We start from the raw sequence: 21,736 nt of genomic DNA on the forward strand, positions 1-21,736 counted from the left end.
CCGCACAAGGTTATGCTCTAGGCGCCGCGAAGCTTTGGATTTACTTGACCAGGCGAAGACGTTCCGCGCCGGACAGGGAACAAGGGCGTCTCGACCTCATCATTCTCGATGCCATCTGGCTCATCCGCTTCTTCGATCGTTTCAAGCGGCAACGGGATCTGACGCGTTTCTTCCCGTTGCACAAGAGCCTCGCGGTCCGAGTTGGTAGGTTTCGCACGTTTCGACTTCGAATTAGTTGGCGAGCACTCTTGGATAAGCCTGTCGGTGTCGTCACGTAACGCAGACTTGGCGGCGAGTAGCGCAAGGCGGAGCGGCGACGTCTCGTAGTCTTTCTTTGCCTTCGAAAGCATCCACTTGTGCTGCTCGGCAGTAATGCCTTCGGCGTATCCTGCTATCGTGCATTTGGCTTCTATGTACTGGGCGGTCTCTTCATCAAATACGAAAATGGTTCCGAGGTCATCGGGATCCGTCCGTACCGTGACTTCAATATCGCCGCTTCGCCGTCGGAGATCCTGAAGAGCGGGCGACGCATACTGCAGCGAGTGCACTTCGATACCATTTTTGCTGAGAGTGCGAATCGCAGTGTTACCGAGATAGACATTCACAACGTCGGTTGACGGGGGCAACCGGGGGGCGAATTTAGCAATGCCTTCGTCCCATTTCTGCCTTGGCGTGGTCTGGATTCCTCGATGAAAGCTCACGGAATAGACGTCCACAATCCATCGATGAACGAGTTCCTGTAGCGCCTCAAAAGTTAGCAACGCTGTCCGTTCAGAATCGTATGCATGCCGCTCACCATAGGTGGCGAATGTTGTTCCCGGCTGGATATGAACCAGCCCGTAGTTAAGCGTCTTGAGTGAGCGTTCAATGCGTCCCTTCATCTGCGGTGTCCGGGTTGGGCAGTAGATCACGTGGATTCCGAGTTCCGCGCACGCCGCCTCCAAATCCTGCGCATGAAACTCGAGACCGTTGTCACATACGAGTTGGTCAATGAGTCCATAGACGGGCCAGTCGCCAGTTACCCTCGGGAATCGATCCTTGACATACGACTTCGGCAAGATCGCATGTTTCAGACATCGCAAGACAGAACGTACGCTTGGCTTACGGAAAGAGATGTGGACCCCGACAATCATCCGTGAATATGCATCAATCATGACCGTTATCCATGGTCTGCCAAGTTGAAGTCCAGTACTAGAATCAACCACCAGAATATCGAGTGGTGTGTGATCAACTTCTACGCGTTCGAGCGGCCGTGTGCAAACAGGTCCCTTCCCGTATATCCGTGTTGCTTCCCGGGCATATTTTTCACCATACCGCCTCTTTAAAATTGCATAACGGTCGATCCGCGCAATCACACGATTAAGCATGCGGCGGGTAACGCGAGGCAACGCATCTTCGGGCGCTCGGCGACGGTTCTCCATTTCGACTTCGTGCTGGACCCAGTCGAGCACCTCTCGAAGAGACTCGCGCTGCGGAGTCAGATAGACCTTTTCGATTCCCTCGTTTACTAGTTCTGATAGCTTGTCGGGAAGTTCAGCCGGCCTGCGTCCTCGAAGCTCCCATTTGTCTATGAGTGCGCGAATGTCAAAGTTCGCCCATACCCACCGTGCTCTCCAACGATAAAAGCTTGGTAGTGACGGCGGGCGTTCACTGCGATATTTCGGGTCAAGCTCGCCCCACACCTTGCGAAGAAGATTCGCCACAACGTTGCGCGGGTATCCTATCCGTCCGTCCGGGCAAATCGCATCCAGATACTTCCACTTTGTTATGGTGTTCGTCTGAATGCGATGCGAAAAATCCGAGAGGCCGCGCTCGATACACCGTTCCGGAGGAACATCGACCGCCGCGATCCGAGCTTCTTCGCGTGAAAGAAATTTCAATTCTCCGCTTTCATATCGCGAGAGAAGCTCCGCGACTTTATGTGTTGATTTGCTTGCGTCGCTGAGAGACGTCACATGCACGGATCGATTGATAACGTCGTGTATCAGATAGTTAACCCTGTGCAGTGAGAAGAACTCCCCAGCCCTAAACGAATAGCGCGTCATCGTGGCTCTCCTCAAACGGCAACAAAAGGGTTGATCCAGTGATCTCCGTGTCCAGACAGCAGGTCAACTCGCGCACGGCCAGTCGATGAACAATCGAGCTGCCCGACGCCCCGATTCGAAGTGCTTCGGCGATCGTCCGATTTGAAAGACTGGAAGGGACGGCAGGTTGCGTTGCTCCGTCCAACCATTTTCCGTAACGCACCTGAAGCAGCGTTTTGACCTGAGCCAATCTCATTGACTTCCGAATCTCCTGATCGGTCAGGATGAGGAACTGCTCCCCTTGACTTTTAAACACCTCCGAAAGTCGGTCGAACTTTTCCCGGTTTCGCTGCTCGGCAAGTACGTCTGCCGGCTTCACTTCTATGAGCCAACGGCGACCGTCGCTCCAATCGACGGCGAAGTCCGGCGTGTAGGTCCGCGAACCTGCTCCGAGGCGGTACCTGATAGTCTTCGGCTGCTCGACAAATCGAACGACACCCCGCGCAAATTCGAACAAGTGGAGGCAGTCAAATTCAAGAAGACTCTCGCAGCGGACAAGCCGATTGTTCTTTGGCGAAAAAAACTTAGCGCGAAACCCTCTGCCTGACGGCGTAACAGGATTGCGCGCCGGATGCCTAGAAGTTTGCGGCGGAGAAGTGTTTGCCCGGCTGGCGCCGGCGCTATCATATGGGACGTCCATGATGCTCCTACGACTGAACTGCTGCTCGTTGCGTATTACGAGCAGGTTTCTTGAGCGATCCACGGTCGGGGACGAGCCGAGCCACCAAGCAGCGTGGGTCGTTGCCCGGCTAACGAAATTGCCCGAATCCGGACGAAAAAGTGTCCCCACACGGGCAAATCTGTCCCGTGCGTTTTCCCATGAATCGAGGAAAAGCGGCTTGACTGTCGCGGAGGGGCGGACGATACTAAAGGCGTCAACCGGGTTAGTGTCGTTCGCTAGCTCGCAACGGGGCAAGCCGCAAGGTCTTGTCCCGTTTTTACATTGGCGCCTCCTCTTTCGATCGTCGTTTTATGCGACTTGGCTGATACGCCGGTTGCGAACGTATCTCCTCGTCGAGCCGGACAATCGCGCGGATGGTCGCAATTTGCCCGGGCGACAGCCTTCCGAGCTTTCGGCCAAGCTCCGCATACATCCGGTACTCATCGGTAGGCAAATCCGGAATCAGCTGAATGCTCGTCGGCGAGTCCGCGAGCTCCCTCTTCAGGCCTGCTGTTTCGTCAGCCGCAAGCTGCAACGATTCCGCAAAACGCTCCAGGAACTCCGGAGACGGATTCTTGCGCCCTAGTTCCACGCCGGACACATGCGAAGCATCGTATCCAACCTTGTCAGCAAGCTCCTGCTGCCTCAGTCCAGCTCTCAATCGAAGGGCTCGGAGGAAAATTCCTAGGGGCGTTGACATAGAGGAATGGCGATAGATGGTCACACGATGTACCAACCATAGGCTAAAGTCGAAATCCCGTCAATACACAAGTATTTGATTTTAAAGGTTAATTTCTTTATCTCACAATGATGCCACGCTCGATTTTCTGACGTTGGAAGTCGAGAGCAATGTGCGGGATCTTGTGATCGAGGAATACAGATGCTACGGCCCGACGATGGGCACTTATCGTGCCGTGTGTGGATTCCGGCCATTTCTCGGCTATTTGCTGCGGCCATTTATAATTCCATACTGATATTGGCATGACCGCACGTGTCCTCTTCCAAGCGAAGTCAAATCGAAGGTTTTGCCCAAGGCGAGGAACCCATGCGCGCCGGGAACGGAAACCTTCATTGGGGCGGCAGCCCAGTGAATCGGGGATGATCGATAATGGAAAAAAAATCGCTATCTGAGCGCGACGTCTGCAGCAAGTTCATCACCCCGGCACTAACGACAGCCGGCTGGGACATGCATACCCAGTTGCTGGAAGAAGTCGCGCTGACCAGCGGTCGCGTGGTCGTGCGGGGCAACCGGGCGAAGCGCGACGCGAAGACCATCCGGCGCGCGGACTATGTGCTGTACTTCAAGCCCGGTATCCCGCTCGCGATCGTGGAAGCGAAGGACAACAACCACACGGTGCGCGACGGCATCCAGCAGGCGCTTGCGTATGCCGACATGCTCGACGTCCCGTTCGCCTTTTCGAGCAACGGGGATGGCTTCATCTGGCATGACAGGACCCTGCATGACGGCGTGCTCGAGCGTGAGATCGCGATGGACCAGTTCCCGTCGCCCAATGAGCTGTGGCAACGCTACCTCGCGTGGAAGGGGATCGGGCCGGAGGCGGAGCCGGTCTATGCGCAGGACTACTACCCCGGCAAGCCGGCCCGCTATTACCAGCTGAACGCGGTGAACCGCGCGATCGAAGCGGTTACGAAGGGACAGTCACGGATCCTGCTGGTGATGGCAACGGGTACCGGCAAGACCTACACGGCGTTCCAGATTATCTGGCGGCTGTGGAAGGCGCGGGCGGCGAAGCGCATCCTGTTCCTCGCCGATCGCAACATCCTGGTGGACCAGACCAAAACCAACGACTTCAAGCCGTTCGCCGGCGCGATGACCAAGATCGAGAGTCGTGCAGTCGACAAGTCCTATGAAATCTACCTGTCGCTGTACCAGGCGGTGACTGGGACGGAAGAGGCGCAGAACATCTACCGTGAGTTCAGCCGCGACTTCTTCGACCTCGTGGTGATCGACGAATGCCATCGCGGCAGTGCATCCGAGGATTCAGCCTGGCGCGAGATCCTCGACTATTTCAGCTCGGCTACCCATCTCGGACTGACCGCGACCCCGAAGGAAACCGCCGAGGTGTCGAACATTACCTACTTCGGCGAGCCGGTCTATTCGTATTCGTTGCGGCAAGGCATCGAGGACGGCTTTCTGGCGCCGTACAAGGTGATCCGGGTCGATCTCGACAAGGACCTGGGCTGGCGACCGACCGCGGGCATGGTCGACAGGCTGGGGCAGGTTGTCGAAGACCGGATCTACAACCAGTCGGACATGAACCGGTCGCTGGTACTGACGCGCCGCGACGAAGCGGTCGCGAAGCGCATCACCGAATTCCTGCATGCGACTGACCGGATGGCCAAGACCATTGTATTCTGCGAGGACATCGACCACGCGGCCCGGATGCGCGAGGCGCTGATCAACGCGAACCCCGACCTGGCGGGCGCCAATCCGAAGTACGTGATGCAGATCACCGGCGACAACCTGGAAGGCAAGCTCGAGCTCGACAACTTCATCAATCCGCGCAAGGACTATCCGGTGATTGCCACCACGTCACGCTTGATGACGACCGGCGTCGATGCGAAGACCTGCAGGCTTGTCGTGCTCGATCGCACGATCAGGTCGATGACCGAGTTCAAGCAGATCATCGGCCGCGGCACGCGGATCGACGAGGAGTACGGCAAGCTGTGGTTTACCATTCTGGACTTCAAGAAGGCGACCGAACTGTTTGCCGACCCCGCCTTTGACGGCGATCCGGTCGTGGTGTTCGCGCCCGAGCCAGACGGACCTGTCGTTCCGCCGGAAGAGGAGGGTGATGCGCCGGGCGACCCCGCTGGCGGTCTGGACGGAGAGGCCGGCGGCATACCAGATATTATCGGTGGGCCTGACGTGCCCGGTACGGGCCGGACCCGGTACGTGATTGACGAAGTGCCCGTGTATGTCGTCAATGAGCGGGTCCAGTATCTGGGCCCCGACGGCAAGCTGATCACGGAGTCGCTGCGCGACTTCACACGGATCCAGATCGGCAAGCGCTTCGTGTCGCTCGACGCGTTCCTGCAGGCCTGGAACGATGCCGACAGGAAGCAGGCCATCGTCACCGAGCTCGAGGACCAAGGCATCCTGTTCGACGAACTCGCGAAAGAGGCAGGCAAGGACCTCGATCCGTTCGACCTGGTTTGCCATATCGCGTTTGGCCAGAAGCCGCTGACCCGGCGGGAACGTGCCGAGAACGTCAGGAAGCGCGACTATTTCGGCAAGTACGGCGACACCGCGCGGCAGGTGCTGCAGGCGCTGCTCGAGAAATACGCTGACGACGGCGTCGAGAACATTGAGCGCCCCGAAGTGCTGCGACTCGCGCCGCTTGACCAGCTCGGCTCGCCCGTCGAACTGGTTCAGGCGTTCGGCGGCCGGGTCCAGTATCAGGCGGCGATCCGCGAGCTCGAACGCTCGCTCTATCAATAAGGTTTCACCGGTTCATTCATGACAATCAGCTCCACCTTCATCAAGTCGGTCCAGGACATCATGCGCCAGGACGCCGGTGTCGACGGCGACGCGCAACGGATCTCGCAGCTAACCTGGCTGCTGTTCCTCAAGATTTTCGACGACCAGGAAACCGAGCTCGAACTGATGCGCGATGCCTACTGGTCGCCGCTGTCCGAGCGGCTGCGCTGGCGCAATTGGGCGGCTGATCCGGAGGGCATCACCGGCGATGAACTGCTGACGTTCGTGAACACCGACCTGTTTCCGTCGATCAAGACGCTCAATGCGGACCCGCAGCGCAATGCGCGCGGCTTCGTGGCCCGCGAGGTGTTCAGCGACGCGTACAACTACATGAAGTCCGGTCAGCTGCTGCGCCAGGTGATCAACCGAATCAACGAGATCGACTTCAACAACCGCGCCGACCGTCACCTGTTCAACGACCTGTATGAGCGGATCCTCAAGGACCTGCAGAGCGCCGGTAACGCCGGCGAGTTCTACACGCCGCGCGCGGTCACGCAGTTCATGGTCGACCAGGTCAACCCGCAGCTTGGCGAACGCATCCTGGATCCGGCGTGCGGCACCGGCGGTTTTCTGGCCTGCGCGCTCGAGCACCTGAAAGCGCAGCGTCGGAGCGTCGAGGATGACATCGTGGTGCAGAACGCGATCAACGGTGTCGAAAAGAAGCAGTTGCCGCATCTGCTGTGCGTCACGAACATGATGCTGCACGGCATTGAGGTCCCATCGCTGATCCGCCATGACAACACCCTGGCGCGACCGCTCGCTGATTATGGCGCGCGCGACATGGTCGACGTGATCCTGACCAATCCGCCGTTCGGGGGCACCGAAGAACCGGGGATTGAAGGAAATTTTCCGGCGGACGTGCGCACGCGTGAAACGGCCGACCTGTTCCTAGTGCTGATCATCGAGTTGCTGAAGCACAACGGTCGCGCCGCAGTGGTACTGCCGGATGGAACGCTGTTTGGCGAAGGCGTGAAGACCCGCATCAAGGAAAAGCTGCTGACCGAGTGCGACCTGCACACGATCGTGAGGCTGCCGAACGGCGTCTTTGCGCCCTACACGGGCATCAAGACCAACCTGCTGTTCTTCACCAAGGGCGCGCCGACGCAGCACGTCTGGTACTACGAGCACCCGTACCCGGCGGGTTACAAGAGCTACTCGAAAACCAAGCCGATCCGCATCGAGGAGTTCGCGGCCGTAAAGGCGTGGTGGGGCAGCGAGGCCGATGGCTTCGCGAGTCGCGTCGAGAACGAGTTCGCCTGGAAGGTCGGCATCGACCGCCTGAAGGTCAGTGGCTACAACCTCGACCAGAAAAATCCGCATCGGGGCGACGAGATCAGCCATGATCCGGACGAACTGCTCGCCCAGTACCAAAAGCTGACACGCGAGGCTCAGGCGCTGCGCGACCAGCTCAAGGGCATTCTTGCCGACGCGCTGGAGGGTCGGGCATGAAGCTCAGTCAAGGATTTCAGGTGCTGGCCACGGCATCGGATAGCGTCGCACGCTTGCGCGGACTGATTCTGCGGCTGGCTATGCAGGGTAAGCTGGTGCCGCAGGATCCAAACGACGAGCCAGCGTGTGAGTTGCTGAAGCGGATTGCCTTGAGCAAAGCTGGGACGAGTTCCGAACCGCCTCGCACGCTTGAGGACGGCGAAAGTCCTTTCAATGTTCCGGAAAGCTGGTATTGGACTCGCTTTGGCTCAGTTTTTTCTCTCGAATACGGGGCCAACCTGCCTGCTCCAAAAAGAAGCAATTCCGGCGAGTTTCCTGTTTATGGATCCAATGGCGTTGTGGGAAGTCACTCGGAATGTTCGGTAAGCGCTCCTTGCATCGTCGTAGGCCGTAAGGGGTCCGCTGGCGCCCTGAACTTATGCACTAATTCTGGTTGCTGGGTTACGGATGTTGCCTATTACTACATTCCTCCAGAAGAGCTTGACTTAAATTTTTGCTTCAAGCTTTTTCATACGTTGGGCTTGGATGCGCTTGGTAAGGGAATCAAGCCTGGCCTGAGCCGCGCCGAAGCATACGTTCTGCCTGTAGCGATCCCGCCCCTCGCCGAACAAAAACGCATCGTCGCCAAAGTCAACGAACTGATGCACCTGTGCGACGAGCTTGAGGTCCGTGGCCGGCTCGAGGCGGAGCAGCATGCGCGGCTGACCGCGACACTGTTCGATGCGCTGGCCGCCAGCGAGTCGTCGCACGCGCTCGCGGAAAACTGGTCCCGCGTCGCCGCGCACTTCGACCTGCTGCTCGACCGGCCGGAGGCGGTTGATGCACTTGAGCGTGCCATTGGACACATGGCTGTGCGTGGATCGCTCGTGGCTCAGGATCCTACTGATGTCCCGGCAAAAGCGCTTCTCGCCGAGATTCAAGCAAAGAAAGCTCAGCTGATTGCAGAGGGCAAAGTTAAGCGGGAAAAGGATCTGCCGATAATACGAGACGAAGAGGCGCCTTTTGCATTGCCCGACGGATGGGCTTGGGCGCGCTTTCCGGAACTTGGCGAATTTGGGCGGGGAAAATCCAAACATCGACCGAGGAATGATCCCATGCTATTTAGCCCCGGCGTTTATCCGTTGATCCAAACCGGTGACGTCGCACGCGCGGATCGCGTGATCGAGAGATTTAACGCTCAATACAGTGAGTCTGGCTTAGCGCAGAGCAGGCTCTGGCCAGCCGGAACGCTATGCATCACAATCGCAGCGAATATTGCTGACTCAGCCATTCTCGGGTTTGACGCGTGCTTTCCCGATAGCGTAGTCGGCTTCGTCCCAGTAGGAGAGTTGGTGGACGCCCGATATGTGTTGACGTTCATCGAAACGGCGAAAGACGATCTAACCGCTTTTGCTCCGTCAACAGCGCAAAAGAATATAAACCTCGAGATCCTGAACAACGTTCTGATTCCGGTACCTCCGCGCAATGAGATGCTTCGAATCGTCGCGCGAGTGGAAGAGCTGCGTAATCTGTGTGGCGCCCTGCGCGCACGCCTGATCGCACGCCAGAAATGTCAGGCGCGTTTCGCCGAGGCCCTGGTCGAGCAGGCGGCGTCCACCGCACCATTGGTGGCACAGACGGACGACCTGGCAGCGGCCGCTTGAAGGGTAAGGTCGCCGGTCGGACGCCGGTCCGGCGGGAGGGGCGGGCACGGGCGGGCGGCGCTTCCGCCGTCCGTGCGGCATACGGGGAAGCGCAAGCTCTCTCAAAACTCCCAGTCTTCGCTCTCCATGAATCCCTCAAGGTCCAAGCAAGGGATCTTGAAATGAGCGCATATGTTTGGAACCTTCACGGCATGGGGCTTCAGTCGTTCGGCTGTCACAACGGTTCCGCCGATCGCATGCGCCCGCGCCACGACGAAGGCGTCAGCGTTGCGGCCTCCCTTATAGAGTTTTTGCTTCTCAATGTTTGCCTGGAAGTGTGCGACGGCATAGATTTTGGCCACGAATGCACCTTCCTTCGCGTCAGGCGTGCCGAAGAGCTTGGCGTTGGCCTTGGCCCATTCAAGATCAGCGCCGGGTGAACCCTCGCCAAGTTCGTGAAAGACCTCGCGGGTCGACGTGATCTTTCCGTCGGCCACAAGCTGGTCGAACTCTTTCCACAGCGACACAAAGCGCTTACGGTAGTAGTTCTTATGCAGGTTCGAAATGACGCCTGTGTCCAAGATGTACATCAGAGTCCTCCCCCCGCAAATTTCTCTGCGAAGGTAGGAAGACTCTTCGGCTTCATGTTCAGGTACTCCGCCAGTTGCCGCTGGTCAAAGCGCTGCTGGTGATACCGCGTGAAAGCCAAGTCTATGTAACGCTGCCCAAGATAGGCGTGCTGGCTGTTGTAGTAGTTGCCGGACGGTTCTGCGCCCTCGGGCTTCTTCATCTGTGCTGTCCATTCCTTCGCGGCTGCCACGTACTCGTCCGCAGCGATCAGGCCGCGGTCGAGGAACTTGCGGTAGATAACTTCCCGGCTGACGTTGAAGTGGTCGCCGAGTTGACTTGCGGCAAGCCGGCCTATCTTCATACCCTTGAGCATCTGGTCGAGCAGGTCATCGGGCACGAGGACGCGTGCGGCCAAGCCGTTGCAGATGATCTCGATCTTTTGCTCGGCGTCGCCCAGGTGTTTAATGAAAGGGTCATCGAGCAGGTCGACTCCGCTCGTGTGAAAGAGCAGGTGCCCCAACTCGTGGAAGAGCGTAAAAATCTGGCGCGACTTCGCTGAGCTGTTGTTGATGTAGATGACAGGGAATTCATCGTCGTAGAGACAGAACCCGAAGTAGTTGGGTGCCCGGAAGGCGTCCTTGAAGGCGTAGATGCCGACCTTCGTCGCAAAGACTTCGCGCCACTTTTCCAAGGCTTCTTCAGCGTTCTTCCAGGCGACCTGCTGGTCGACGCTGCCCAACGTCTTGAATTGATGTGGACATGGCGGCCCGCTATGTTGGATATCATTGGCGAGCGCAGGAGCCGTGTGGCACCGGTGGCTTCAATCGCGACCGGTAAGCGTCCGCAATCGGCGCGCGACCTCTTGTTGTAGGCGGATGCGTCCTTCGCCGTTGTTCAGGTATCTGAGGTGCCTAATGTGTCCTACGTCGAACGGTACGTCACCGCCATTCTGCGCAATGAGAATCACGTCACGGCCCAGCGTGTGGGCAATACCCGTCTCATAGAACACATTTGCATTCCGGCTAGTCAAATCACAGATCACTACCCGCGCGCGGCTGATCAAGCTCGCGACGTCTTGAATGACCGCGTCAGCTTCCCAGATATCGTCCGCGCGCTGGCACCGCATTCCCACTTCATGCGCAACCGTCTGCAACGCCTCATAAACGCCATTATATGCAGCGTCGAACGGCATCATCACCGAGACTAATTCGTCATCGGTCTGATCGGCAAGTTGAAAAACCTTTGGCCGTGGCCGCTCTCCAGCGCCGCGCTTGAGCAAGACCTTGAATAGGTCTATGTCCTTGATTGCCCAGTGCGTCCGCTGGAACTCGAAAGTTGTGACGTCGAGGTCCGCAGCCATCGCTTCGAGCTTCGCGTTTGGAATGCCTGGTATGTCGGGGTCTAACGTGTAGTCGATCTGGAAATTCCGGCCGACTGACCGCACGCGATTGATCGTCCCGACGCGGCCAACTTCATCACCGAGGCCACCGGTCTCACTGACGAACAACGCAGGGATATCGATGGCCTTCTCGACATCAAGATCGCCATCGGGCTGGAACATCTCCAGAACGTGCTGGTCCGTATACTCCAGCACACGGGTTTGGTCGATCGTGTCACGGTTCGGGGTCCAGCCAGCGCCCTTGACAATGAAATGGAACATGCAGTTTTCCTGTTGTTCTGTCGATACAGCTATTTATCATCGGATGCGTCGTCGACCGGTCAGGGCACCCGCTGCCGGCAGTGTTGCTGTGGATCTCTTTTGGCGGCAGCGCTTGCGCGATCGCCTGATCCCGTGCGCTCGTGTCGTCGAGTTGACCGACGGCCTGACAAGGTGTTGATTTCCACTGGAAACTGACCCACTGTTTTCATCTAAAATTGACCCACCCCTGAAGCGCCAAAGCGCTACTCTGGTGCGTCGATTTCTGTCTTTTCTGCGGGTTTAGGTGAGGCTTTACGGGCGATGGCTCGTTTCGCCGGTTGCCCTGCGCTGCTGTTCCGGAAGCGCCACGAGTTGTTTCCTGTTTCTACAATATGGCAATGATGCGTTAAGCGGTCTAGCAGGGCTGTTGTCATCTTCGCATCACCGAATACGTTCGACCACTCCGTGAAGCTCAGGTTGGTCGTCAGAACGATGCTGGTGCGCTCGTAAAGCTTGTTGAACAGATGGAACAGCAATGCGCCTCCTGTCTGAGTAAAGGGCAAGTAGCCCAACTCATCAAGAATTACAGCATCCACATACATCAGCCGATTGGCGAGTTGCCCCGGTTTGCCCGCTACCTTCTCCGCTTCTAACAAGTTCACCAGTTCGACAGTGGAGTAGAACCGGACCCGCTTGCCGTACTGCTGGACTGCCTCGATACCAATAGCAGTTGCGAGATGCGTTTTGCCAGTTCCCGGGCCGCCGATAAAGACGATGTTTTGAGCGGACTCGCTGAACTTTAGTGTGTGAAGCTCCCGAACAAGGTTCTCATCGACGCTGGCTTCCGCAAACTCAAAGCCAGCCAAGTCCCGATGCGCTGGGAAGCGTGCCGCAGTCATTTGATACGCAATGGACCGGACTGCCCGCTCCGCCGTCTCAGCCTTCAGAAGCTGGCGCATGAAGTCCTCTGGGTCAAACTCGTTGTGACGCGCCTGAGCCAACAATTCAGGCCAGGTTTGTGCCATGCCGTGCAGCTTCAGCGCTTTCAATTGTGTGGCGGTTTCAATCGACATGGCCTTTCTCCTCTGGCGGCAAGTAACGAAGTTGCTCATAGCGGTGAACGTCTGCGAGCGGCTCGACCTTCAGTCGCAATGCGGTCTGAACGACTTCTCCGCCAGACGACCGAGTGGTGCTTTTTAGACGCGCAAGAATGTTGAGCACATGGTCGCCGCTTGGGCGACCTGATTCCAACGCTAATTCCACAGCAACCAGGACTGCTTCGAGGCCATGAACCGGCGTCGCCGACAACACCTGCACCATCACGCGGTCCCCACCTTCCTGCCGAAGCAGGTGACGCTGTAGTCTCTGCATAGGCTCCGGCATCGTCAGGAACGGTGCGCCGTTACGCAGTGCACCCGGTTTCATCGCGACCAACGCGACGTAGTGCTGCCAGTCGTAGAAGGTCTGGTAACGGTCGAAACTGCGCGGGTGGCGTGCGACCTCCTCGCCGTCTGCGACGACGCTCAGGTAGGTTGGATAGATGCGCAGACTCGCAACCTGATTAGCGTGCTTCGTGGGCACGCTGTAGCGGTTGCGCTGGAAGTGAATCAGGCTCGTAGAGGAAACACGAACGGGCTGCTCGATGTAGCCATCGAACGGTTTCGGATTGGCCATGAGTTGCGGCCGTTCCTCTTGCAGTACGTCGGCGACAGTCAGCTCCGGCCATTGGGGGTGACGCAGCTCCTGCCAAGCCGCTTTGCAGCGTTCGCCAAGCCAGATGTTCAGAACGTCGAGTGACTCCCAGCGCTGGCGAATTGCTTCATGCCAAATTTGCCGTCGTCGGTCTTGGACGTTCTTTTCGACGATGCCTTTCTCCCAACCGGCTGCTCGATTACAGAACTCCGGCTCGAACAGGTAGTGGCCGCACATCGTGTGGAAACGCGCATTGATTGCCCGCTCCTTGCCCGGGCCGACCTTGTCGACGGCGGTCTTCATGTTGTCGTATATGCCTCGACGCGGAACGCCACCCAACGCCTGAAACGAACGTGCGTGCGCGTCGAACAACATCTCATGACTCTGCGTGTAATAGGCAACAAGCCAGAAGGCGCGGCTGGCGGCCAACTTTAAGTGCGCGACCTCAAGCCGCTTGCGCAAGCCCCCAACGAAGACGTATTCGCAGCTCCAGTCAAACTGGAATGCTTCGCCATATTCAAACGCCATCGGGACAAACGCACCGCGCGGAGATTGTTCCTTTGCCTCGCTCCAGGCCCGAATGAAAGCGCAGATACGCCCATAGCTTCCGTCGTAACCAGCAGCGCGGAGGTCTTCATACATCTGCCGTCCGGTGCGGCGGTCGCGCTTAGGCCGCCGAGTGTCCGCGACGAGCCACATTCGCAATTGCTCGGACCATGGGTCTACCACACTGCGGTTCACGCGTTTGGGGTAGCGCGGCACATCCTCTTTCGGCTCTCTCAACCACTGCCGAACAGTATTTCTGGATAAGCCCGTGCGCCGGGATATGTCTCGGATAGAGACGCCGTCGCGGAAGTGCATCCGCCGAATCTTGGCCAACATGCTCACCGTAATCACTCCGGTTCTCCGCTCGGGCTACCGAGCGGACATTCGAACATGTGGGTCAATTTTCGATGAAAACTTTTAACCCAAGTGGGTCAGTTTTGCATGGCCATCAACAGACAAGGGTCCTCGAGCAGTCGACTACATCCTCACAGGTGTGATCGGCGGTATGGTCGGGTCCGCACCCATGGCATCGACATCGCACGCAGTACGCGCGCGTGATCGCAGGTATCGAGGCGAGTCGCATATCCAAAAGATTGTACATCCGGGATTAGGTAGACTCTCGCCATACGCGACCGCCGTGGCCGCGCATCGGAGGAAAACCGAGAATGAACCAATCATCGGTCAACTGGATCGCCGCGTACAACCGGTTTTTCATTCTGTGGGACCGAAAGGACTCGCCAACGTATCTAAGCGGTCCGAGCTTCCTAAGATTCGTCCAGCAGATCGATCCGGGGGCGCCAAATTACGAACAGTTGATCTCCATCCGAAACAGTCAGGGCAAAAGCACTTCGCGAAGATCGTTCTATTGGGACGCGGTTATGGCTTTGCCAGAACCGCAACGCTTTCAGCTGTTCCGTTTGTTCATTGAGGCGGCCGAACCCTACGCGAAAGACGAAGTCGACGCGATACGAGCGACCGTCTTTGGTGGCGGCTATGCAGTGCCCATGAGCGTGGTTCCACCCGACCTGTGGAACTCGGAGAAGTTGAACAATAGTCTTCGTGATGTCGACCACGCGATTGATGCACAGCAGTACAATCGGGCGACCACGCTGGCCTACACGTGCCTAGAGGGTCTCTATAAGGCATACGTACACAAGCACGTTCCAGTGAGGTCTGATGTCACAGACTTGATAGCGCTTTGCCGGATCGTGAAAGACGACCTCGTCGCGAAGTTACGGGCGAACGGGCCATTTCCTGAGCAAATCGTGAACGCGATTCCGACCTTGACGAACGCCGTTGCCAATTCCCGCAACGGCTTCAGCGAATCTCACTTCGCTGGCGACGCACAGAAATGGCTGGCAACTTTCGCCAGAGACATGATCAATTCGATCGGCCGCTTGCTGCTCCACTTCATCTAGTGGTCGCCACGGACCGTTGATCAACAGCTATGTTGAGCCGGTGCGCCGATGATGCAGTCGGCCAAAATAAACCGCGCGAACAGGTGGCGTCGTTGATTCGTGGGCGGGGGCAGAGGGGACAGTAGTACCGTTAGTCACCCGACGAGGCAACTAAACGAACGTCCGCTGACAGTTGGACAGCGGCATTGCCGCGCCGCAGCCGCGACTGACAACTACGGGTCCGGAAACGGCCCCTCAGGCGTGACGCGCCCTGGGCCAACACCCCACCACACTGATAGTCGTAGACCCGTATTTTCCTGATGCCTCGAAGCCAAACTTGCGGACTGTCGCGGACGCTGCCGGAACGTAAATCCCGGCAGTCTAATCAATTCCGTCTTTTCAGTCTCACGAACTCGGCTCCAGTCTCACGAATTCCGTTTCCCTGCACAATCCACCACGACTCAAACATCAATATTCCCCGCCCGCAACGCATTACTCTCGATAAACGCACGACGCGGCTCCACATCGTCGCCCATCAGCGTCGTGAAAATCCCGTCCGCTGCGATCGCGTCTTCGATCTGCACGCGCAGCAAACGCCGCACGGCCGGATCCATCGTCGTCTCCCACAACTGCGACGGATTCATCTCGCCGAGACCCTTGTAACGTTGCTTCGACACGTTACGTTCCGCATCGGCGATCAGCCATTTCATCGCACTCTTGAAGTCCGTCACGGCCATCGAACGCTCGCCGCGCTTGATGAGCGCGCCCGCGCCGATCAAGCCCTTGAAGGTATCGGCGGTCGTCACGAGTTGCTTGTAGTCGGAGGTCAACTGGAACTCCTCGTCGATCACCGACACCTTCACGTTGCCATGATGACGCCGCTTGATATGCAGCGATCGCACTTCGCGCACCGTGTCGTAGTACGGCTCGACCGTCACTTCGGGCTTCAGCGGGTCGGCGCGCAACGCGGCTTCGAGCACCTTCGCCGATGCCGCCGTCGCTTCCGTCGAGCTCAGGTCGAGCACGATGCCGTCCATCACGGCGCCGAGCGCGTTCACGTCGTAGAAACGGCTCACGCGATCCACCACCGCCTGCGCCAGCAGATACGCGCGCGCGAGTTCGCCGAGCGCATCGCCCGAAATCGCGTCCGCACCTTCGCTCGGCACGAGTTCGGAACCCTGCAGCGCGAGCTTCAGCATGTGCTGGTTAAGCTCGTGCGTGTCCTTCAAATACCGTTCGTCCTTGCCCGCCTTGATCTTGTACAGCGGCGGCTGCGCGATATAGATATACCCGCGCTCGACGATCTCCGGCATCTGCCGGTAGAAGAACGTCAGCAGCAGCGTGCGGATGTGCGCGCCGTCCACGTCCGCGTCGGTCATGATGATAATGCGGTGATAGCGCAGCTTGTCCAGGTTGTAGTCGTCCTTGCCGAAACCTGTGCCGAGCGCGGTGATCAGCGTGACGATCTGCTCCGACGAAATCAGCTTGTCGAAGCGCGCGCGCTCCACGTTCAGCACCTTGCCGCGCAGCGGCAGAATGGCCTGGAACTTCCGGTCGCGTCCCTGCTTGGCCGAACCGCCCGCCGAGTCACCCTCGACGATATAAATTTCCGACTTCGCCGGATCCTTTTCCTGGCAATCCGCGAGCTTGCCCGGCAAGCCGACGCCGTCGAGCACGCCCTTGCGCCGCGTCATTTCACGCGCCTTGCGTGCAGCGTCCCGCGCGCGCGCGGCGTCGATGATCTTGCCGGTAATGATTTTCGCGTCGTTCGGCGTTTCCTGCAGGTAATCTTCGAGTGCCTTCGCGACCACGTCCTCAACCGGCGCGCGCACCTCCGACGAAACGAGCTTGTCCTTCGTCTGCGAGCTGAATTTCGGCTCCGGCACCTTCACGGAAAGCACGCACGACAAACCTTCGCGCATGTCGTCGCCGGTGGTTTCGACCTTCGCCTTCTTCGCGATATCGTGATCGGTGATGTACTTGTTCATCACGCGCGTCATGGCCGCGCGCAGGCCGGTCAGGTGCGTGCCGCCATCGCGCTGCGGAATGTTGTTCGTGAAGCACAGCACGTTCTCGTTGTAGCTGTCGTTCCACTGCATCGCCACTTCGACCGTGACGTTGTCCTTCTCGCCGGTCGCGTGAAACACGGTCGGGTGAAGCACTTGCTTGGTCTTGTTGATGTAATCGACAAAACCCTTCACGCCGCCGACGAATGCGAAGTCGTCTTCCTTGCCGCTGCGCAAGTCGGTCAGGCGGATCCGCACGCCGTTATTCAGGAACGACAGTTCGCGCATGCGCTTCGCGAGAATGTCGTAGTGAAATTCGACATTGCCGAAAATCGTCACGTCGGCCATGAAATGCACTTCCGTGCCGCGATTTTCCGTATCGCCGACGACCGGCATCGGCGAATACTGCACGCCGTCTTCCTCGATGATCTCGCGGTTCTGCACGACGCCGCGATGAAACTCCATGAAGTGCTTCTTGCCGTCGCGGCGCACGGTGAGGCGCAGCCACTCGGACAGGCCGTTCACGCACGACACGCCCACGCCGTGCAGGCCGCCGGACACCTTGTAGCTGTTCTGGTCGAACTTGCCGCCCGCGTGCAGTTCCGTCATCACGATTTCGGCGGCGCTGCGCTTCGGGTCGTGCTTGTCGTCGCGCTTGAGGCCGGTCGGCACGCCGCGGCCGTTATCGGTGACGGAAATGGAGTTGTCGGCGTGAATGGTGACGTGAATGTCGTCGCAATAACCGGCCAGCGCTTCGTCGATGGAGTTATCCAGCACTTCGAATACGAGGTGATGCAGACCCGTGCCATCCGACGTATCGCCGATATACATGCCCGGCCGCTTGCGGACTGCCTCCAGACCTTCGAGGATCTGAATGGACGATGCGCCGTAGCTGTTGTCGGGTTGCGAATTTGTATTTTCAGTCATGGAATTTTCCGGTTCTGCGTTACTGCTCGGTTACCACTCGGATACTGCTTCGAGACTTTTCGAAACACCTTAAAAACGCCAAAGGGGCGGAGCGCCCCTTGGAATGTTTTCGGTATTGGACGCGTCAGATGCGCATCGGCATCACCACGTATTTGAATTCCTCGTTCTCGGGAATCGTGATCAGGGCGCTGGAATTCGCGTCGCCGAGGCTCACTTGCAGGTTGTCGATCTTCAGGTTCGCGAGCACGTCGAGCAGATACGTGACGTTGAAGCCGATATCGACGCTGTCGCCCTGGTAGGCGATTTCGAGTTCTTCCTGCGCTTCTTCCTGGTCGGCGTTGGTCGACATGATCTTCAACTGACCCGGTTCGACCAGGCAACGCACACCCTTGAACTTGTCGGACGTCAGGATGGCGGCGCGTTGCAGCGAGCGCTGCAGTTCTTCACGGCCGATCAGGAACGTGTTCTTGTGCGACTTCGGAATCACGCGCTGGAAGTCCGGGAACTTGCCTTCCACGAGCTTCGACACCAGTTCGACCTGGCCGAACGTGAACTTGACCTGCGTCGCCGCGATATCGATTTTCAGCGTGTCGTCGATATCTTCCAGCAGGCGCTGCAATTCCAGGATGGTCTTGCGGGGAATGATGACTTCCTGGCGCGGGAAAGCGCCTTCAATTTTCATCGACGAGAACGCGAGACGGTGACCGTCGGTCGCGACCGCCATCAACTGGTCGCCGTCCACCACGAGCAGCATGCCGTTCAGGTAATAGCGGATGTCCTGCTGCGCCATTGCGAAGTGGACCATGCCGAGCAGCTGGCGGAAGGTCTTTTGCGGAACCGACAGGCTCGCGCCGAAGTCTGTAGCCTGATTGACGGTGGGAAATTCGTCGGCGGCGAGCGTTTGCAACGCAAAGCGGCTCTTGCCAGAACGCACGGTCAGACGCTTGTCCGAGAGATCGAGCGCGACTTCGCCCGGCGGCATGGCGCGCAGAATATCGAGCAACTTGCGCGCGGCGACGGTGGTCGCGACCTGATCGCTGCCCACGCCGAAATCGGCGCGCGTGGTGATCTGGAGTTCGAGGTCGGTCGAGAGGAACGACACGTCGGCGCCATTCTTGGTGATCAGCAAATTGGCGAGAATCGGCAACGTATGGCGGCGTTCTACGATACCGCTCACGGTTTGCAGCGGCCTTAGGAGATTATCTCGTTCGGTCTTGACCAGTTGCATAGATTTCCTTCGTTGATGTGACGGCCTGTCCGCCGCTTTTTGCCACGGCTTTTTGCCGCGGCGGGACAGCCTCGTGACACGCGCTCCCGGCCCCCCGCCAGTCACGCGCCAAAGCACTGCGCTAAACCCCGCCCAAGGCCGCCAGGCGGTCAAACCCGTATTGTGCCTGAAAACGGAACCGCTCCCTAAAAATGGGGGCATTTTCGTCAATAAACAGAGGCGCTTTTCGACCCGTTTTCAGGTGTGCCGCATCAGCCTTTCAGCGTCTGTTCCAGCACGTGCAGTTCGTGGTTCAGCTGCGCGTCCGTGCCGCGCTCGGCCGAGATCTTGCGCACGGCGTGGAGCACGGTCGTGTGGTCGCGTCCGCCGAACAGTTCGCCGATTTCCGGCAGGCTTTTCTGCGTCAGTTCCTTAGCCAGATACATCGCGATCTGGCGCGGCCGCGCGATGTTCGCCGGACGCTTTTTCGAATACATGTCCGCGACTTTGATGTTGTAAAAATCGGCGACTGTTTTCTGGATGTTTTCCACCGAAATCTGGCGGTTTTGCACCGTCAGCAAATCCTTCAGCGCTTCCTTTGTCAGTTCGATCGAAATCTCCCTGCCGTGGAACTTCGAATACGCGAGGATCTTGCGCAGCGCGCCTTCCAGCTCGCGGACATTCGACCGCAAATGCTTCGCGACGAAAAACGCCACGTCTTCCGAGAGGCTTACGCCTTCCGACTGCGCTTTGCGCATCAAAATGGCCACACGCATTTCGAGTTCCGGCGGCTCGATCGCGACCGTCAGGCCGGAGTCGAAGCGCGAAATCAGACGGTCGTCGATACCCGAAATCTCCTTCGGATACGTATCGCTCGTGATGATGACCTGCGCCTTGTTCGCGACCAGCGCCTCGAACGCGTAGAAAAACTCTTCCTGCGTGCGCGATTTGCCCGAAAAGAACTGAATATCGTCGATCAGCAGCAGGTCGAGCGAGTGGTAATACCGCTTGAACTCGTCGAAAGCCTTGCGCTGATAGGCTTTCACCACATCCGACACGTACTGTTCTGCGTGGATGTAGCGGATGCGCGCGCCCGCCTTGTCCATCAGCAACTGATTGCCGATTGCGTGGATCAAGTGCGTCTTGCCGAGCCCCACGCCGCCGTACAGAAAGAGCGGGTTGTACGAAATGCCCGGATTGTCCGCGACTTGAATCGCGGCCGCGCGCGCGAGCTGGTTCGCCTTGCCGGTCACGAAGTTGTCGAACGTCAGCACGGGATTCAGCTTCGAGCGTTCGTAGGCAGAGTCGTTTTCGCCACTAGACGAAGCGTTGCCGCCCGGCCGCCACGTGCGCCGCGCGACGGCGGCCTCGTTGGCATCGAGGCTCGGGAGGTCGAGATCGGCGCGGTCGTCGTGTGCCGCTTGTGCCGATTGCGCTTTTTGAGCGGCCTCGGCGGCGAGCGCGTTCACGTGCGCGGCGGCGTTCGCGTGGCCATTGCCGTGGCCGTTACCGCCGCCGTTCGCGGACTCAGCCGCGCGCGATCCCGGCGCGGGCGGACGCGGCGCGGCGACGGACGAACCATTGGACGCGCCCGCACCCATGGCGTTGCGCGCGGTGGCTTTCGGATCGAGGACGAACTGGACGTCGACCGGCATTTGCCAGAATTCGCGCGCCATATCGGCGATCCGGCCCGAAAACTGGCTTTTCACCCAGTCGAGCTTGAAGCGATTGGGCGCGGCAATGCGAAGCGTGCTCGCGTCGGCGTCGAAATCGACCAGGGCCAGCGGTTTGATCCACGTTACGTACTGCTGCGGCGTAAGTTCGCGCTCCAGCAATGCGGAACAGTGTTGCCAGAATTCGTTCATCGGGTGCAGTCGTTTTGGTTGCGCCGCCGCAAGCAGCAGCGCCAGCCGCGTCAAAGCGGCAAGAATTGGATCCGATCGAGCAAGCGCGCTTCGGAGGCTTACGCCGCAAGGGTTTGCGGTCGAACAGCGGGCCGAAGCAGCGGTCGGATTCTTGGAAATAAGACGAGATTCTAACGCCAAACCCTGTCGGCACGCGAGTTATCCACAGGGTCCGATCAACGCTTTCGAGGGCTGCGAGCGGCGTCGAAAGTGATTGACATTGACGCTAAGCTATTGACGGTCAATAGAAAACCGGTTTAAATAGCGGGTTCCGCGAACCGAATTCCGTTGAACCACCGGCCATTGCACTTTCTGCGATGCTCGCGCGGTCATTAACACTCAAGTGAGAGCACCATGAAACGTACTTACCAACCTTCCGTGACCCGCCGCAAGCGCACTCATGGCTTCCGTGTCCGTATGAAGACGGCCGGCGGTCGTAAAGTGATCAACGCACGCCGCGCGAAGGGCCGCAAGCGCCTGGCAGTTTAAGGTTGCCGGGTCGGCACGCGCAGGCTGACGCCCGCATGTGC

General features: G+C 58.5%; 16 protein-coding genes. 5 read left to right on the top strand and 11 right to left on the bottom strand.

Going from position 1 to position 21,736, the window contains the following annotated elements; all coding sequences use genetic code 11:
- Positions 1-17: 17 nt before the first annotated feature.
- From AC3D25_RS15520 to AC3D25_RS15530, 3 genes are all read right to left on the bottom strand, one after another.
- On the bottom strand, positions 18-2,045 hold the full coding sequence (locus AC3D25_RS15520) for a transposase (protein ID WP_488889246.1): 2,028 nt from the start codon (positions 2,043-2,045) through the stop codon (positions 18-20).
- Entirely contained in the window at positions 2,026-2,724 is a 699-nt protein-coding gene (locus AC3D25_RS15525) for a Tn7 transposase TnsA N-terminal domain-containing protein (RefSeq protein ID WP_488889247.1), read from the bottom strand. Before AC3D25_RS15525 ends, AC3D25_RS15520 begins: the two co-directional genes overlap by 20 nt.
- Before the next feature lie 298 nt (positions 2,725-3,022).
- A complete protein-coding gene (locus tag AC3D25_RS15530) occupies positions 3,023-3,445 on the bottom strand; it encodes a helix-turn-helix domain-containing protein (protein ID WP_488889711.1) in 423 nt (140 codons plus the stop codon).
- Positions 3,446-3,853: 408 nt separating this feature from the next.
- Here AC3D25_RS15530 and hsdR point away from each other — a divergent pair, with 408 nt between their 5' ends.
- The 3 genes from hsdR to AC3D25_RS15545 are packed head-to-tail and all read left to right on the top strand — an operon-like array spanning position 3,854 to position 9,339.
- A complete protein-coding gene (hsdR, locus tag AC3D25_RS15535) occupies positions 3,854-6,208 on the top strand; it encodes an EcoAI/FtnUII family type I restriction enzme subunit R (protein ID WP_488889248.1) in 2,355 nt (784 codons plus the stop codon).
- A gap of 18 nt (positions 6,209-6,226) precedes the next feature.
- Entirely contained in the window at positions 6,227-7,696 is a 1,470-nt protein-coding gene (locus AC3D25_RS15540; RefSeq protein WP_488889249.1) for a type I restriction-modification system subunit M, read from the top strand.
- On the top strand, positions 7,693-9,339 hold the full coding sequence (locus tag AC3D25_RS15545; protein WP_488889250.1) for a restriction endonuclease subunit S: 1,647 nt from the start codon (positions 7,693-7,695) through the stop codon (positions 9,337-9,339). Before AC3D25_RS15540 ends, AC3D25_RS15545 begins: the two co-directional genes overlap by 4 nt.
- A gap of 101 nt (positions 9,340-9,440) precedes the next feature.
- Here AC3D25_RS15545 and AC3D25_RS15550 read toward each other — a convergent pair whose 3' ends face one another.
- The 5 genes from AC3D25_RS15550 to istA all read right to left on the bottom strand — a co-directional run bounded on the left by AC3D25_RS15550 (position 9,441) and on the right by istA (position 14,107).
- Positions 9,441-9,908, bottom strand: coding sequence for a PIN domain-containing protein (locus tag AC3D25_RS15550; protein ID WP_488889251.1), 468 nt, complete (start codon positions 9,906-9,908; stop codon positions 9,441-9,443).
- A complete protein-coding gene (locus AC3D25_RS15555; protein WP_488889252.1) occupies positions 9,908-10,627 on the bottom strand; it encodes an ImmA/IrrE family metallo-endopeptidase in 720 nt (239 codons plus the stop codon). Before AC3D25_RS15555 ends, AC3D25_RS15550 begins: the two co-directional genes overlap by 1 nt.
- 81 nt (positions 10,628-10,708) lie before the next feature.
- Positions 10,709-11,548 (bottom strand): hypothetical protein, encoded by an 840-nt coding sequence (locus AC3D25_RS15560; RefSeq protein ID WP_488889253.1) that lies wholly within the window; start codon positions 11,546-11,548, stop codon positions 10,709-10,711.
- Positions 11,549-11,790: 242 nt separating this feature from the next.
- A complete protein-coding gene (gene istB / locus AC3D25_RS15565; RefSeq protein WP_488889254.1) occupies positions 11,791-12,600 on the bottom strand; it encodes an IS21-like element helper ATPase IstB in 810 nt (269 codons plus the stop codon).
- Complete coding sequence (istA, locus tag AC3D25_RS15570) at positions 12,590-14,107, bottom strand: IS21 family transposase (RefSeq protein ID WP_488889255.1); 1,518 nt, start codon at positions 14,105-14,107, stop codon at positions 12,590-12,592. The genes istB and istA overlap by 11 nt, the downstream gene beginning before the upstream one ends.
- 323 nt (positions 14,108-14,430) lie before the next feature.
- Here istA and AC3D25_RS15575 point away from each other — a divergent pair, with 323 nt between their 5' ends.
- Positions 14,431-15,183 carry a hypothetical protein gene (locus AC3D25_RS15575; protein ID WP_488889256.1) on the top strand — a complete coding sequence of 251 codons (753 nt, stop codon included), beginning with the start codon at positions 14,431-14,433 and terminating at the stop codon, positions 15,181-15,183.
- A gap of 440 nt (positions 15,184-15,623) precedes the next feature.
- Here the strand turns inward: AC3D25_RS15575 and gyrB are convergent, their stop codons facing one another.
- The 3 genes from gyrB to dnaA all read right to left on the bottom strand — a co-directional run bounded on the left by gyrB (position 15,624) and on the right by dnaA (position 21,167).
- On the bottom strand, positions 15,624-18,095 hold the full coding sequence (gene gyrB, locus AC3D25_RS15580; protein ID WP_488889257.1) for a DNA topoisomerase (ATP-hydrolyzing) subunit B: 2,472 nt from the start codon (positions 18,093-18,095) through the stop codon (positions 15,624-15,626).
- 124 nt (positions 18,096-18,219) lie between these two features.
- The gene (dnaN, locus tag AC3D25_RS15585) at positions 18,220-19,323 is read right to left on the bottom strand and encodes a DNA polymerase III subunit beta (RefSeq protein WP_488889258.1); all 1,104 of its coding nucleotides are present in this window, start codon (positions 19,321-19,323) and stop codon (positions 18,220-18,222) included.
- Positions 19,324-19,574: 251 nt separating this feature from the next.
- Positions 19,575-21,167: a chromosomal replication initiator protein DnaA gene (dnaA, locus tag AC3D25_RS15590; protein ID WP_488889259.1), complete on the bottom strand. Its 1,593-nt coding sequence runs from the start codon at positions 21,165-21,167 to the stop codon at positions 19,575-19,577.
- A 393-nt stretch (positions 21,168-21,560) separates the two neighbouring features.
- Between dnaA and rpmH the strand changes: the two genes are divergently transcribed.
- Complete coding sequence (gene rpmH / locus AC3D25_RS15595) at positions 21,561-21,695, top strand: 50S ribosomal protein L34 (RefSeq protein ID WP_006998755.1); 135 nt, start codon at positions 21,561-21,563, stop codon at positions 21,693-21,695.
- Positions 21,696-21,736: the final 41 nt, after the last annotated feature.

This window comes from Caballeronia sp. SL1002, from assembly GCF_057814995.1.

Coding starts and splice junctions, on each gene's coding strand:
- AC3D25_RS15575 (WP_488889256.1), top strand. CDS start 14,431: ATGAACCAATCATCGGTCAACTGGATCGCCGCGTACAACCGGTTTTTC.
- gyrB (WP_488889257.1), bottom strand. CDS start 18,095: ATGACTGAAAATACAAATTCGCAACCCGACAACAGCTACGGCGCATCG.
- AC3D25_RS15520 (WP_488889246.1), bottom strand. CDS start 2,045: ATGACGCGCTATTCGTTTAGGGCTGGGGAGTTCTTCTCACTGCACAGG.
- AC3D25_RS15550 (WP_488889251.1), bottom strand. CDS start 9,908: ATGTACATCTTGGACACAGGCGTCATTTCGAACCTGCATAAGAACTAC.
- AC3D25_RS15560 (WP_488889253.1), bottom strand. CDS start 11,548: ATGTTCCATTTCATTGTCAAGGGCGCTGGCTGGACCCCGAACCGTGAC.
- dnaN (WP_488889258.1), bottom strand. CDS start 19,323: ATGCAACTGGTCAAGACCGAACGAGATAATCTCCTAAGGCCGCTGCAA.
- hsdR (WP_488889248.1), top strand. CDS start 3,854: ATGGAAAAAAAATCGCTATCTGAGCGCGACGTCTGCAGCAAGTTCATC.
- dnaA (WP_488889259.1), bottom strand. CDS start 21,167: ATGAACGAATTCTGGCAACACTGTTCCGCATTGCTGGAGCGCGAACTT.
- AC3D25_RS15530 (WP_488889711.1), bottom strand. CDS start 3,445: ATGTCAACGCCCCTAGGAATTTTCCTCCGAGCCCTTCGATTGAGAGCT.
- rpmH (WP_006998755.1), top strand. CDS start 21,561: ATGAAACGTACTTACCAACCTTCCGTGACCCGCCGCAAGCGCACTCAT.
- istB (WP_488889254.1), bottom strand. CDS start 12,600: ATGTCGATTGAAACCGCCACACAATTGAAAGCGCTGAAGCTGCACGGC.
- AC3D25_RS15525 (WP_488889247.1), bottom strand. CDS start 2,724: ATGGACGTCCCATATGATAGCGCCGGCGCCAGCCGGGCAAACACTTCT.
- AC3D25_RS15545 (WP_488889250.1), top strand. CDS start 7,693: ATGAAGCTCAGTCAAGGATTTCAGGTGCTGGCCACGGCATCGGATAGC.
- AC3D25_RS15540 (WP_488889249.1), top strand. CDS start 6,227: ATGACAATCAGCTCCACCTTCATCAAGTCGGTCCAGGACATCATGCGC.